A 13,473-nucleotide genomic window follows, 5' to 3' on the forward strand; every position below is an offset into this window, starting at 1 on the left:
CCCGGAAGTCTCACTCAGCACGGCAGCCGCCCCTCCGCGTTGACCCGTCGCACCCGGGCCCGCAGCACCTCCCCCGGCGTGGCCTCGCGCAGCGACCCCGGCGGGCAGTCCCACTCCCGCCCGCCCCCGACCGGCCGCAACTGCACGTAACCGCCCTCGCGCCCCATCACCTCACCGAGCCGCCCGTCCCGTACGTCCACGGCATACGACCGCGAGCCCTGCGGGGCGGTCACGTCTCCGCCGCCTTGCGCAGCACGCCGGCTAGCTTGGCGGCGACCTGGAGGTTGCAGCGCCCCAACTCGACCAGCGGGTACGGCAGTTCACTGGCACCGGTGATCGGGTCGACACGCAGGGACGGCAGGATGATCCCGACCGCGCGCAACGCCTGATCGAGCTGCTCCACGGCGTCCTCCGTCGAGAACGCGGAGTTGCGGCGCCGCCGCCCGTTCACCGCTCTGTTCTTCACGTCGCCCATTCCTCCACGCTGGGTTCCCGATTCACCACACAGCGTGTCCGACACCGCCCTAACCTGGCCAGATACGACGCCCCAACAAGCGGACTGCTGCACAGGGAGTGACACCCATGCCAGGACCGAAGGACCTCGACCCGTCGTCATCACCCCGAGCGATGCTGGGAGCGGAACTGCGCCACGCGCGGGAACGGGCAGGGCTCAGCCAGGAGGAGCTGGGTTTGCAGTTGTTCGTGAGCGGGTCGTTCGTGGGGCAGTTGGAGGCGGCGGTACGGCGGTTGCAGCCGGAGATCGCCCGCCTCATCGATGTCGCGCTGGACACGGGGGACTTCTTCCTGCGGAACTGCCAGGCCACCGCCAAGTCCAAGTACCCGGAACACTTCGCGGAAGCGGCGGACGCGGAGGCGGAGGCCACCGAGATCAGGGAGTACGCGCCGCTGCTGATCCCCGGGTTGCTCCAAGCGCCGTCCTACACACGTGCCGTGTGCCGCGCATACCGGCCCACGGCACCGCAGAAGGCGATCGACGAACTGGTGACGGCACGAATGGAGAGGGCACGCATCCTCGATGATCCAACTGAACCGCTGTTGTGGGTGGTACTTGACGAGGCCGCCCTACGACGCGTGACTGGCGGACGCGAGGTGATGGCTGAAGCCTTGAGTCACATCGTCGCCCTGATCCGCCGGAGCCGAGTGGTCGTACAGGTCCTGCCGTTCGCGGCGGGGGCGCATGCGGCGATGCAAGGGGCGCTCAAGCTGATGGACTTCCAAGAGGCCCCATCGCTGGTCTACTACGAAGGTGTCGGCACCGGGCGTCTGGAGGACGACCCAGCCACAGTCCGACGTCAGCGGCGCACCTACGACTTCCTCACCGCAGCGGCGCTCTCGCCTGAGAAGTCCCTGGTCATGCTCGAAGCCATGGCTCAGGATTACCCGCATGAGGAACATCCCTGACTCCGCCACCTGGCACAAGTCGAGCTACAGCGGCGGTGACGGCGGCAACTGCCTGGAAGTCGCCCTCACCCACCTGATCCACCCCACCCACATCCCCGTGCGCGACTCCAAGAACCCCCACGGCCCGAAGCTCGTGTTCCGGGCGGAGAGTTGGTCCCTGTTCATCGAAGAAATGAAGCGCGACTGACCGGCGAAGAGGTCAGGATCTGACCTACATGCTTCCTACTGTGAAGCCATGAACACAACGACGAACACCCCCGCCCCCACCCTGCCCACCGGCGAGCGCGCCGACCTGCTGGAAACCCTCGCCAAGCAGCGCCACTTCCTCCGGTTCACCACCCGTGACCTCACCGACGAGCAGGCCGGACAGCGCACCACGGCCAGCGAACTCTGTCTCGGCGGCCTGATCAAACACGTCACGTCGGTCGAACGGAACTGGGCGGCGTTCATCGTGGACGGCCCCTCGACGATGCCCGACTTCACCGCCATGACCGAGGCGGACTGGGCCAAGCGCGCCGACGAGTTCCGCATGCTGCCCGGCGAGACGCTGGCCGGCGTGCTCGCGGAGTACGCCGAGGTGGCCGACCGGACCGACGAACTCGTGGCGACGCTGCCCGACCTGAACGCGTCGCACCCGCTGCCGAAGGCCCCGTGGTTCGAGGGGGAGGCGAGCTGGTCGGCGCGCCGCGTGCTGCTGCACATCGCCGCCGAGACCGCCCAGCACGCCGGTCACGCGGACATCATCCGGGAGTCCCTGGACGGCGCGAAGAGCATGGGCTGACGCCCGGCGGGACCCGGCCCCGAAGCTCAAGCCATCAGCCCCGAGCGCTCTTTTTTCGGAACGGGAATGGGCCTCAACCCACCCTCCCACCCGGCAAGTTGACGGCACGCATTCGAGTTGCCACGCACCGTGACGATGCTGATACGGTGCCCGCAGACGAAACAGCCCCCGCCAGGTGCTACCAACACCTGCGGGGGCTTGACCTACGAGATCGAAGAAACGCGAGAGTTCGATCCCCATGGCTGTTGCCAACTCTAGTGCTGCCCCCCTGCCCGCGCACGCGGACCCGCACCCTCCGCGCCCCCATCCCATGGCCTCCCCGGGCTACGGCAAGCGCGCCACCCCCGGCCAACATCCGCGCACGGCCCACGACTTCGCCGCCCTCCCGCCCCGCGAGGCAGCGATCGCCGCGTACATCGACCGGCTCCCCGACGGCGCCGACATCAGCGTGAAGACGATGGCCAAGGAGCTGCCGTACGGCCAGTGCGCCCTGCGCACGGCCCTCAACAGGATCCAGGACGCGGGTCACTTGCGCCGGGGCCGCGAACACCTGACGACCAAGTCGGGGACGGCGCAGTGGATCACCCGAACGTGGTTCTCCCGTACCGCGCGCGACGACACCTGGTGGGCAAGGTTCACCCGGTGTGACGTACCGGAAGAGGAACCGGACCGAGCCCGCCCCACCCGGACCCGCGCCCACATCCTGCTCGCCGCCCTCGGCCGTACCGCCCCAGCCCTGTCCCTCTCCCAAGCCGACTGCGCGGCCCTGGCACCGCTCCTGACCCCGTGGTTCGAGCGCGGCGCCACCGACGAGTCCGTACGCCGGGCCCTCACCAGCGGCCTCCCCACCCCCGTCCACAGCCCGGCCGCCCTCATCCGCACCCGCCTGCGCGACAAACTCCCCCCAGAGCCGGTACCGACCCCTGAACCGGCACCCGCACCCCCTCCCCTCCGCATGCTGGAATGCGCCCACTGCCGCACCCCGGGCCGCCCGGAAGCCCTACCGGGCGGCGTCTGCAGCGCCTGCCGGGGCGAACGCGCCCCCGCCCACCCCAAGGCGCCCCTGTCCGCCGCCGCGGTCCACACCCACGCGACTCAGATCCGTGCGGCGATGTCACAACGGCCGCGAGAAGGGACACCTGTTGGGGGGAAGCCGACACCATGACCCCTGACACCGCCGAGCACCCGCAGGTGTCCGTCGAGCACTTCGAGGAACTCATCCGCAGGGACCCAGGGAGTTGCGGAGCGGCTGTCCGCCGGGTGACCTCCGGAGGAACCGCAGGGTGACGTCCCGCCGGGGATCGATCAAGCTTTGTATGCAACTCTGTGATTGCTTTGCCAATGCTTTGTGCGGCCAACACAATGGCCCTTGGATCTGCGAGGCTCAGGCTTATCGGATACGGGGGGACTGTATGGCACATTCCTTATATTTCAGGGTGCTCGGGCCATTGGAAATACTCACAGGCGCGCAGCCCGTGGCCCTGAGAAGCGCCCGTCAGCGCACGGTACTCGCGATGCTCCTGCTGTTCGCGGACCGCACCGTCTCGGTCGACGCGCTGACGGAAGCGGTGTGGCAGGGATCGCCCCCGGCCACGGCGCGCAACCAAATAGCCATCTGCATCACCGTCCTGCGCAAGATATTCCGCGGCGCCGGGGTGGCCGGCGACCTGATCGAGACTGTGCACCCGGGCTACCGGCTCAATGCCGACGGGCACCGCCTGGACCTTAGGGAGTTGGACGAGGCCGTCGCCGCCGCCCGGGCGGCCCTGGACGCCCGGCAGCACGCCGAGGCAGCCGAACGCTTCGAGCACGCGCTGTCGCTGTGGCGCGGCCCGGCCCTCGACGGCCTCAGGGGCGGTGGAATCGACGACGAGAAGGCCCGGCTGACCGAGTTCTGGCTCGACGTCAACGAGGAGTACGCGGGCCTGCAGCTGCAGCTGGGCCAGTACCGCTCGGTGGGTGCACGGCTCACCGCCCTGGTCGCGGAACACCCGCTGCGCGAACAGGCCAGGGCCCAGCTCATGCGGGCCCACCACCTGTCCGGGAGGCGGGCCGCCGCCCTGGAGGTCTACCGCGAGGGCCGACGGATCCTGGTGGAGGAACTGGGCGTCGAACCGGGCGCCCACCTGCAGGAGTTGCACTGCCAGATCCTCAAGGACGCCCAGGCGGTGAAGGGACCCGCCGAGCTCGCGCCGGCCGTGGCCGAGCCGGAGCCGGTTCCGGCCGTGCCCGCGCAGCTTCCGCTCCCGCCGGCGCTGTTCACCGGACGGGCCGGCGAGTTGGCGGCCCTGGACCGGATGCTCCCCGGCTTCGCGGACCAGGGGACGCTGCCCATCGCGGTCATCTCTGGCGTGGGCGGTGTGGGCAAGAGCGCGTTGGCCGTGCACTGGGCGAACAAGGTCGCGCACCGGTTCCCCGACGGCCAGCTGTTCATGGACACCCGTGGCTACGGGGAGGGCGACGAGCCTCTGTGCGCCATGGCCCTGCTCGATCAGTCCCTGCGCGCCCTCGGTGTCCCCAGCGCGGAGATCCCCGCGAAACTGGAGGAGCGGGCCGCGCTGTACCGCAGCGTCCTAGACGGACGGCAGTTACTCGTCGTGCTGGACAACGTCCGTTCGTTCGCCCAGGTCAAGCCGCTGCTGCCGGGCCTAGGCGGCAGCTGTGTGGTGATCACGAGCAGGGAGCCGCTGGACGAACTGGCCGGTGACTACAAGGCCGTCCGGATCGACCTCAAGGTCCTGAGCCCCATCGAGGCCCAGGACATGCTCGCCTCCGTGATCGGGCGGGAGCGGGTCGCCGCGGAGCCGGAGGAGGCGGTACGGCTCGTCGAACTGTGCGACCGACTGCCCCTGGCGTTGCGTATAGCGGCCGCCCGGCCCGCCACACGGCCGCACTGGTCGCTGCGCCAGCTGACGTCCCGGCTGGAGGACCGGCGGCGCCGCCTGGACCTGCTCAGCCCGAACGACGGTGGCGTACGGGCGGGGTTCTGGCTCAGCTACCGGGAGCTGTCCCCGAAGGCCGCCCGGCTCTACCGGCGGCTCGGGCTGCTCACCGTGCCGGACTTCGCGGCCTGGGTCGCCGCGGCGGTGCTCGACGCAGACCTGCACGAGGCGGAGGACCTGATCGAGCAGCTCGTGGACGCCCGTCTGCTGGAGGTGCGCCCGGTACGGGCGGGCCAGCCCACCCGGTTCCGTTTCCAGGACCTGCTGCGGCTGTTCGCCTGGGAACGCGCGCAGGCGGAGGAGACCGAGGCTGACCGGGACTCCGTCCTGAGGCGCACCCTCGACACGCTGCTCTCGCTCGCCGACTCCGCCCATCAGCAGCTCTACGGGAAGCGGACCCTGCCCGGGCAGCGCATCCGCACCACCGCGGCACTGCCCCTCGGCTACCGGTCGGCGATCCTGGCCGATCCCATCGAGTGGTTCGAGTCGGAGCGAACCTCCATCGTCGCCATGGTCAGCCAGGCCGCGCACACCGACGGCTGCGCGGAACACGCCTGGGGCCTGACCTCCTGCGCCGTCCCCCTCTTCGAGGGGCGCAACTTCCTCGACGACTGGCGGCGGACGGCGGAGAAAGCACTGGAGGCGACGCGGCGGGAAGGCGACGACCTGGGCTCGGGGACCATGCTGCGTTCGCTCGGCACCCTGGCCATCTACCGGCGCCGCTACCCGGAGGCCGAAGCGCTCTTGACGTCGGCGATGGACTTCCTCGAACGGTGCGGCGACACCCTGGGCCAGGGCATCGCGCTGCGCAACCTCGCGGTGTGCGCGCGGTTCGCCGGCGAACTGGACAGCGCCGCCCGGCAGTGCCGCGCCGCCCTCGACGCCTTCGACCGCACCGGTGACCTGGCGGGCCGCTCGCACGCCCTGGGGCTGCTGGCGCAGATCGAACTGGAGCGGGGGAACAACGGCCTGGGCATCGACCTCAGCCTCCAGGCGATCGAGGCGAGTCACGAGGCCAGCTCGCTGCGCAGCAAGGCGCAGAACCTCTACCGGCTGGCCGAGGCGCTACTGCGCACGGGAGAGCTGCGGCAGGCGGAGGTGGTCTCCCTGGACGTCCTGGCGCTGACCCGCGGCCAGGGCGACCGTCTGGGGGTGGCCAACGGACTGCGGGCGCTGGGGGAGGTGCGGTGGCGGCAGAACCGGTTGGCGGAAGCCCAGGAGGCCCTGGCCGAGGCGCTCGCGATCTCCGAGGCCCTGGGGGACAGCTTCCTGCGGGCCCGGGTGGAGACCGATCTCGCCTGTGCCGAAGCCGTCGACGGAGACCGGCGGGCCGCTGTGACCCGGCTGCACAAGGCTCAAGAAACCTTTCGGCAACTGGCGGCGCCGCTGTGGGAGAAGCGCACCAGCCACCTGCTGGACGCCCTGAGCGTCCTGGCGGAGGGCCTGCCCGCCGAGGTGAACCAGCTGGTACAGCTGCGTGAAATCCGCTGAGTGCCGAGGCGCCGCGCAGGCCGTGAGCACGGCGGAGGGGGGCGCCCCCTAGAGGCCGCCCCCCTCCGTTCCGTCGTATGACCGGTCCGTTCCGCCGTAGCGGTGCCGGTATCCGTCTGTCCCCTATCGGGTCCAGGGAAGGTCGTCTTCGGCCGCACCGCTTCCCTCGGTCGGCGAGATCGTCAGCGCGGCCAGGCCCGCCCTGGTCCAGGGCAGGTCGTTCGTGCCCGCGTGGGCCGCACCGGTGCACAGCAGGACAGTGGCACACGCTGCGACGACAGCGGACGCACGGGCGCCGGACTTACGCATCGTTGATCTTCTCCCTATCGATCGATAAAGGCGTGCGAGCCACACTCTAGAACAGGGTATTTTCTCGGCAATTTCTTGGCGATTTCGGGTGTCCACGAGCAGCGAAAAGGGACGGTAAAACCAATGGTGAAAAGCGGTGCTGAAATCGCCTCGAAAATCGACCGAAAACACCGGTGGTTAGAGTGGCGATCCGGTTTGAAGTCCGAGGGGGAAGCCATGAAACTCGAAGTGGCACTGCAGCGAGCCGACCGCATACCGGCCCCGAGTGAGCAGGAGACGACGTACGGCGACCCGATCGGAACGGCGCCGGTCTGGGCCAGGCTCGACCGGACCGCCAGGACCGCGGCGTGGCGGGTCCTGGTGGTGGAGAACAACCCCTGTGACGCCGAGGCGCTGACCAAGGGGCTGAGGCGGCACGGACACGAGGTGGAGCGGGTCGCGACGGGAGACGCCGCGCTCCGGGCCTACCGGGACGCCGACCTGGTACTGCTCGACCTGGAACTTCCGGACCTGGACGGGCTGGAGGTCTGCCGGGACATCCGGGCTGCGTGCGCTGTGCCGGTGATCGCCGTCACCGCACGCGACAGCGAGGTCGACCGGGTGCTCGGCCTCCAGGCGGGCGCGGACGACTACATCGCCAAGCCGTACGGCTTCCGCGAGCTGATGGCCCGTATGGAAGCCGTCATGCGCCGGGCCGCCCCGGCGGTGCCCGAGCCGCCCAAGGTCGTCTCGCACGGGCGGCTGCGGATCGACGCGTGCATGCGGGAGGTCCGGCTGGACGGGCGGCGCGTCGAGGTGACCCGCAAGGAGTTCGACCTGCTGTTCCTGCTGGCCTCGCACCCGGACACCGTCCTGCCGCGTAAACGGCTGATGCGGGAGGTGTGGGGGGACTCGTGGTCGCGCCGGACCGTCGACACGCATGTCAGCAGCCTGCGGGGCAAGCTCGGGGCGAGCGATTGGATCATCACGGTGCGCGGGGTCGGCTTCCGGCTCGGGCGGGTCTGAGCGGGCGGGTGGTTCCGTGCGGGACGGGTGAGCCTGCGCGGGGCCTCTCGTATGACGTCTTCCATCCATGCGGCAGTAGGTCTGTTGAACGGGGAGTCTCCATCGTGCGCAAGGTGCTCATCGCCAATCGTGGTGAAGTCGCTGTCCGCGTTGCCCGGGCCTGCCGGGACGCGGGGATCGCGAGCGTGGCCGTCTACGCTGCCCCGGACCGGGACGCGCTGCACGTGCGTGCGGCGGACGAGGCGTTCGGCCTGGGCGGTGACACCCCCGCCACCAGCTACCTCGACATCGACAAGGTGCTGAAGGCCGCGTGTGAGTCAGGTGCGGACGCGGTCCATCCGGGTTACGGCTTCCTCTCGGAGAACGCGGAGTTCGCGCAGGCCGTGCTGGACGCGGGCCTGGTCTGGATCGGTCCGCCGCCGCAGGCGATCCGCGACCTGGGTGACAAGGTCGCCGCCCGGCACATCGCCCAGCGCGCGGGCGCCCCGCTGGTGGCCGGCACCCCGGACCCGGTGGCGGATGCGGAGGAGGTCGTGGCGTTCGCGCGGGAGCACGGTCTGCCGATCGCGATCAAGGCGGCCTTCGGGGGTGGCGGGCGTGGTCTCAAGGTCGCTCGCACTCTGGAGGAGGTGCCCGAGCTGTACGACTCGGCGGTGCGGGAGGCGGTGGCCGCCTTCGGCCGCGGCGAGTGCTTCGTGGAGCGCTACCTGGACAAGCCCCGGCACGTGGAGACCCAGTGCCTGGCCGACACCCACGGCAACGTGGTCGTCGTCTCCACCCGTGACTGCTCGCTGCAGCGCCGGCACCAGAAATTGGTCGAAGAGGCCCCGGCCCCGTTCCTGTCCGAGGAGCAGGTCGCCGAGCTGTACCGCGCCTCCAAAGCGATCCTGAAGGAGGCCGGCTATGTCGGGGCCGGCACGGTGGAGTTCCTGGTCGGGGCCGACGGCACGGTCTCCTTTCTGGAGGTCAACACCCGCCTGCAGGTCGAGCACCCGGTCACGGAGGAGGTCGCCGGGATCGACCTGGTGCGGGAGATGTTCCGCATCGCCGACGGCGAGGAGCTCGGCTACGACGACCCGGTGCCGCGCGGGCACTCCTTCGAGTTCCGCATCAACGGCGAGGACCCCGGCCGGGGCTTTTTGCCCGCGCCCGGCACGGTCACCACGTTCGCCCCGCCGTCCGGCCCAGGCGTGCGCCTCGACGCGGGCGTGGAGTCCGGCAGTGTGATCGGCCCCGCCTGGGACTCGCTGCTGGCCAAACTGATCGTCACCGGCGCCACCCGCGAGCAAAGCCTGCAGCGCGCCGCCCGCGCACTAAAGGAGTTCACCGTCGAGGGCATGGCCACCGCCATCCCCTTCCACCGCGCGGTCGTCACCGACCCGGCCTTCGCCCCCGAACTGACCGGCTCCACCGAACCGTTCACCGTCCACACGCGCTGGATCGAGACCGAGTTCGTCAACGATATCAAGCCCTTCGCCGCCCCCGCCGGCACCGAAGCGGACGAGGAGCCCGGCCGGGAGACGGTCGTGGTCGAGGTGGGCGGCAAGCGCCTGGAGGTCTCCCTACCGGCTTCGCTGGGTATGTCCCTGGCCCGTACCGGTCTGGCGGCCGGCGCCAAGCCAAAGCGGCAGGCGGCGAAGAGGCCCGGGCCGGTGGCCTCCGGCGACTCCCTCGCCTCCCCGATGCAGGGCACCATCGTCAAGATCGCCGTGGAGGAGGGGCAGGAGGTCACGGAAGGCGACCTGGTCGTCGTCCTGGAGGCCATGAAGATGGAACAGCCCCTCAACGCCCACAAGTCCGGCACCATCAAGGGCCTGGCCGCCGAGGTCGGCGCCTCTCTCACCTCCGGCGCCCCGATCTGCGAGATCAGGGACTGACCCCGGCCGACACCACCGAGCGCCCGGCGGACCGCGACAGCCAGCCCGCCGGGCGCTCGGCTTTCCCGTCCTCTGTATTCCGTGTCATGCGCTTCGCAGACGCCTGACAGGTTCTGACACAAACCTGACTCAACAGGTGTCGAAATATGTGCCCCGACCGAAGAGGCTAGGTGTCGGATTTCGGTCGTGGAGGAGTTGGATTCCATGCACAGCACCCTGATTGTGGCTCGGATGGACCCCAGTGCGAGCCTCGACGTCGCAAAGATCTTCGGCGATTTCGACACCACGGAAATGCCTCATCTGATGGGAACGCGCCGGCGCCAGCTGTTCTTGTACCGGGGTCTGTATTTCCACTTGCAGGACTTCGAGTCCGAGGACGGCGGCGAGCGCATAGAGCAGGCGAAGACCGACCCGCGCTTCGTCCGCGTCAGCGAGGACCTCAAGCCCTACATCGAGGCGTACGCCCCCGCGACGTGGCGCTCGCCCGCCGACGCGATGGCCACGCGCTTCTACAACTGGGAGGCGTCCGCGTGAGCGGCAGGCGCGTCGTCATCACGGGCATCGAGGTTCTGGCGCCCGGTGGTGTCGGGATAAAGAACTTCTGGAGCCTGCTGAGTGAGGGGAGGACCGCGACCCGCGGCATCACCTTCTTCGACCCGTCGCCCTTCCGTTCCCGGGTGGCCGCGGAGATCGACTTCGATCCGGAGATGCACGGCCTGAGCCCGCAGGAGGTCAGGCGCATGGACCGGGCCGCGCAGTTCGCGGTCGTCGCCGCGCGCGGGGCGGTCGCCGACAGCGGCATCGAGCTGGAGGAGTACGACCCGTACCGCGTCGGCGTCACCGTCGGCAGCGCGGTGGGGGCCACCATGGGGCTCGACCAGGAGTACCGGACTGTCAGCGACGGCGGTCGGCTGACCCTGGTCGACCACGTCTACGCCGTACCGCACCTGTACAACTTCCTGGTGCCCAGCTCGTTCGCGGCCGAGGTGGCCTGGGCCGTGGGGGCCGAGGGGCCGAGCACGGTCGTGTCGACCGGCTGCACGTCGGGCATCGACTCCGTCGGCCACGCCGTCGAGCTGATCCGCGAAGGGTCCGCCGATGTCATGGTCGCGGGCTCCTCCGACGCGCCGATCTCCCCGATCACGATGGCGTGCTTCGACGCGATCAAGGCGACCACGCCTCGCCACGACGAGCCCGAGCGCGCCTCCCGGCCGTTCGACGCCACCCGCAACGGTTTCGTGCTCGGTGAGGGGGCGGCCGTCTTCGTGCTGGAGGAACTGGACAGCGCACGCCGACGGGGTGCGCACATCTACGCGGAGATCGCCGGCTACGCCACGCGCAGCAACGCTTACCACATGACCGGTCTGCGGCCGGACGGCGTCGAGATGGCCGAGGCGATCCGGGTCGCGATGGACGAGGCGCGGATGAACCCGGAGGCCCTCGACTACATCAACGCGCACGGTTCGGGCACCAAGCAGAACGACCGCCACGAGACGGCCGCGTTCAAGCGGAGTCTGGGCGAGGCCGCCTACCGGACGCCGGTGAGCTCCATCAAGTCGATGGTCGGGCACTCCCTGGGGGCGATCGGTTCGATCGAGATCGCGGCGTCCGCGCTCGCCATGGAGAACAACGTGGTGCCACCCACGGCCAACCTGCACACCCAGGACCCGGAGTGCGATCTCGACTACGTCCCCTTGACGGCGCGCGACCAACTGGTCGATGCGGTGCTCTCCGTCGGCAGTGGCTTCGGCGGATTCCAGAGCGCGATGGTGCTGGCCCGGCCCGAGAGGAGCGCGGCATGACCACGTCGGTGGTGGTGACGGGCCTGGGCGTGGCGGCGCCCAACGGCCTGGGCACGCAGGACTACTGGGCGGCCACCCGGGGCGGCAAGTGCGGCATCGGCCGGATCACGCACTTCGACCCCGCGCAGTACCCGGCCCGGCTGGCCGGGCAGGTGCCGGGCTTCGTGGCGGAGGAGCACCTGCCCAGCAGGCTGCTCCCGCAGACCGACCGGATGACCCGGCTCGCCCTGGTCGCCGCCGACTGGGCGCTCGCCGACGCGGGCGTGCGGCCCGACGAGCTGCCCGAGTTCGCCATGGGCGTCATCACGGCGAGCTCCTCCGGCGGCTTCGAGTTCGGCCAGCGCGAGCTGGAGAAGCTGTGGAGCCAGGGCAGCCAGTACGTCAGCGCCTACCAGTCGTTCGCGTGGTTCTACGCCGTCAACAGCGGCCAGATCTCCATCCGCAACGGCATGAAGGGCCCCTGCGGGGTGGTCGTCGGCGACCAGGCCGGTGGCCTCGACGCGGTGGCGCAGGCACGCCGGCAGATCCGCAAGGGCACGCGGCTGGTGGTGTCGGGCGCGGTCGATGCCTCGATCTGCCCCTGGGGCTGGGTCGCCCAGCTGACCAGCGGGCGGGTGAGCACCAGCAACGAGGTGACCCGCGCCTATGTGCCGTTCGACGCGGAGGCCCGCGGGCACGTGCCCGGTGAGGGCGGCGCGATCCTGGTCCTGGAGGACGCGGTGGCCGCGCGCGGCCGTGGCGCCGAGGTGTACGGGGAGATCTCCGGGTACGGGACCACCTTCGACCCGGCGCCGGGCCGGGGCCGCAAGCCGGGGCTGCGCAAGGCCATGGAGATCGCCCTGGCGGACGCGGGGGCCGTGCCCGGCGACATCGACGTGGTCTTCGCCGACGCCGCCGCCGTACCCGAGCTGGACCGGGCCGAGGCGGAGGCCATCACCGCGGTCTTCGGCCCCCGGGGGGTGCCGGTCACCGCGCCCAAGACGATGACCGGCCGGCTGTACTCCGGTGGTGCCCCGCTGGATCTCGCGGCCGCGTTCCTCGCCATCCGGGAGGGACTCATCCCGCCCACCGTGCACGTGCAACAGGCGGAGGAGTACGCGCTCGACCTGGTGACGGCCCAGCCGCGCACCACCGAGGTGCGCACCGCCCTCGTCCTGGCCCGCGGCCACGGCGGCTTCAACTCCGCCATGGTCGTGCGGGCCGCCGACCAGACGACGGCCACCGACCGCGAACGTTGACTGGCGGTGGCCGCCGACCGCCGATGAGATCTCGGCGGCTCACCAGATGGCTGCCGCCGACCTGGCGGTGGCACCGGTCGGACGCAGACCACCGACCATCCGTCGAGCGCCGACGAGGATGCCGGCGGCCGACCAGACCGGTTCCCGCCGACCTGGGCATCGGCCGCCGGCCGGGCGCGGGTGGCCGATCAGGCGCCGACCGTCGCCCCGGCCGCCGGGGGCGGGCCCCGCGACCCGACCCGACACCGATCACGCACCGCGATCACGATCACGAAGGAGTCCGCATGTCCGACAAGAGCTTCACCCTCGACGACCTCAGGAGGATCCTCCTGGAGGGCGCCGGTGCCGGCGACGGCGTCGACCTGAACGGCGACATCCTCGACAAGGAGTTCGAGGAGCTCGGCTACGAATCGCTGGCGCTGCTGGAGACCGGCGGCCGCATCGAGCGCGAGTACGGCATCACCCTCGACGACTCGGTGCTCACCGACGCCGTCACCCCGCGCGCCCTCATCGAGGCGGTCAACGCGCACCTGTCCGCCGTAGCCGCCTGAGCACCGTGCGCGCCGACGGGCGGGCCGCCCCCACCTCACCAGCCTCTACGCCATC

The 13,473-nt window shown here is 70.5% G+C and carries 15 protein-coding genes; 12 read left to right on the forward strand and 3 right to left on the reverse strand.

What is annotated here, in order from left to right; translation table 11 throughout:
* Positions 1 to 14: 14 nt before the first annotated feature.
* Together L3078_RS20520 and L3078_RS20525 are read right to left on the reverse strand one after the other, a co-directional pair.
* Positions 15 to 233 (reverse strand): hypothetical protein, encoded by a 219-nt coding sequence (locus L3078_RS20520; protein WP_045556013.1) that lies wholly within the window; start codon positions 231 to 233, stop codon positions 15 to 17.
* Positions 230 to 466 carry a hypothetical protein gene (locus L3078_RS20525; RefSeq protein WP_420864080.1) on the reverse strand — a complete coding sequence of 79 codons (237 nt, stop codon included), beginning with the start codon at positions 464 to 466 and terminating at the stop codon, positions 230 to 232. The genes L3078_RS20520 and L3078_RS20525 overlap by 4 nt, the downstream gene beginning before the upstream one ends.
* A 116-nt stretch (positions 467 to 582) precedes the next feature.
* On the opposite strand from L3078_RS20525, the gene L3078_RS20530 reads away from it, so the two are divergent.
* The 6 genes from L3078_RS20530 to L3078_RS20550 all read left to right on the forward strand — a co-directional run bounded on the left by L3078_RS20530 (position 583) and on the right by L3078_RS20550 (position 6,636).
* Positions 583 to 1,422: a helix-turn-helix domain-containing protein gene (locus L3078_RS20530; RefSeq protein WP_239755419.1), complete on the forward strand. Its 840-nt coding sequence runs from the start codon at positions 583 to 585 to the stop codon at positions 1,420 to 1,422.
* Complete coding sequence (locus tag L3078_RS20535) at positions 1,406 to 1,609, forward strand: DUF397 domain-containing protein (RefSeq protein WP_239755420.1); 204 nt, start codon at positions 1,406 to 1,408, stop codon at positions 1,607 to 1,609. The genes L3078_RS20530 and L3078_RS20535 overlap by 17 nt, the downstream gene beginning before the upstream one ends.
* A gap of 48 nt (positions 1,610 to 1,657) precedes the next feature.
* On the forward strand, positions 1,658 to 2,203 hold the full coding sequence (locus L3078_RS20540) for a DinB family protein (RefSeq protein ID WP_239755421.1): 546 nt from the start codon (positions 1,658 to 1,660) through the stop codon (positions 2,201 to 2,203).
* A 310-nt stretch (positions 2,204 to 2,513) separates the two neighbouring features.
* On the forward strand, positions 2,514 to 3,368 hold the full coding sequence (locus tag L3078_RS20545) for a hypothetical protein (protein WP_239755422.1): 855 nt from the start codon (positions 2,514 to 2,516) through the stop codon (positions 3,366 to 3,368).
* Complete coding sequence (locus L3078_RS44610; RefSeq protein ID WP_275593157.1) at positions 3,365 to 3,490, forward strand: hypothetical protein; 126 nt, start codon at positions 3,365 to 3,367, stop codon at positions 3,488 to 3,490. The genes L3078_RS20545 and L3078_RS44610 overlap by 4 nt, the downstream gene beginning before the upstream one ends.
* A gap of 125 nt (positions 3,491 to 3,615) precedes the next feature.
* Positions 3,616 to 6,636, forward strand: coding sequence for an AfsR/SARP family transcriptional regulator (locus L3078_RS20550; RefSeq protein WP_275593158.1), 3,021 nt, complete (start codon positions 3,616 to 3,618; stop codon positions 6,634 to 6,636).
* Positions 6,637 to 6,759: 123 nt separating this feature from the next.
* On the opposite strand, the gene L3078_RS20555 is transcribed toward L3078_RS20550, so the two are convergent.
* A complete protein-coding gene (locus tag L3078_RS20555; protein WP_239755424.1) occupies positions 6,760 to 6,945 on the reverse strand; it encodes a hypothetical protein in 186 nt (61 codons plus the stop codon).
* A gap of 216 nt (positions 6,946 to 7,161) precedes the next feature.
* Here L3078_RS20555 and L3078_RS20560 point away from each other — a divergent pair, with 216 nt between their 5' ends.
* From L3078_RS20560 to L3078_RS20585, 6 genes are all read left to right on the forward strand, one after another.
* Positions 7,162 to 7,950 carry a response regulator transcription factor gene (locus L3078_RS20560; protein ID WP_239755426.1) on the forward strand — a complete coding sequence of 263 codons (789 nt, stop codon included), beginning with the start codon at positions 7,162 to 7,164 and terminating at the stop codon, positions 7,948 to 7,950.
* Positions 7,951 to 8,054: 104 nt separating this feature from the next.
* Positions 8,055 to 9,827 carry an acetyl/propionyl/methylcrotonyl-CoA carboxylase subunit alpha gene (locus L3078_RS20565; protein WP_239755427.1) on the forward strand — a complete coding sequence of 591 codons (1,773 nt, stop codon included), beginning with the start codon at positions 8,055 to 8,057 and terminating at the stop codon, positions 9,825 to 9,827.
* 204 nt (positions 9,828 to 10,031) lie between these two features.
* Complete coding sequence (locus tag L3078_RS20570) at positions 10,032 to 10,361, forward strand: TcmI family type II polyketide cyclase (RefSeq protein ID WP_239755428.1); 330 nt, start codon at positions 10,032 to 10,034, stop codon at positions 10,359 to 10,361.
* Positions 10,358 to 11,629 (forward strand): beta-ketoacyl-[acyl-carrier-protein] synthase family protein, encoded by a 1,272-nt coding sequence (locus L3078_RS20575; protein ID WP_239755429.1) that lies wholly within the window; start codon positions 10,358 to 10,360, stop codon positions 11,627 to 11,629. The genes L3078_RS20570 and L3078_RS20575 overlap by 4 nt, the downstream gene beginning before the upstream one ends.
* On the forward strand, positions 11,626 to 12,867 hold the full coding sequence (locus L3078_RS20580; RefSeq protein WP_239755430.1) for a ketosynthase chain-length factor: 1,242 nt from the start codon (positions 11,626 to 11,628) through the stop codon (positions 12,865 to 12,867). Before L3078_RS20575 ends, L3078_RS20580 begins: the two co-directional genes overlap by 4 nt.
* Before the next feature lie 284 nt (positions 12,868 to 13,151).
* Positions 13,152 to 13,418 carry an acyl carrier protein gene (locus L3078_RS20585; protein WP_239755431.1) on the forward strand — a complete coding sequence of 89 codons (267 nt, stop codon included), beginning with the start codon at positions 13,152 to 13,154 and terminating at the stop codon, positions 13,416 to 13,418.
* The last annotated feature ends 55 nt before the right edge of the window (positions 13,419 to 13,473 follow it).

Source organism: Streptomyces deccanensis (assembly GCF_022385335.1).
Taxonomy (GTDB): Bacteria; Actinomycetota; Actinomycetes; order Streptomycetales; family Streptomycetaceae; genus Streptomyces; species Streptomyces deccanensis.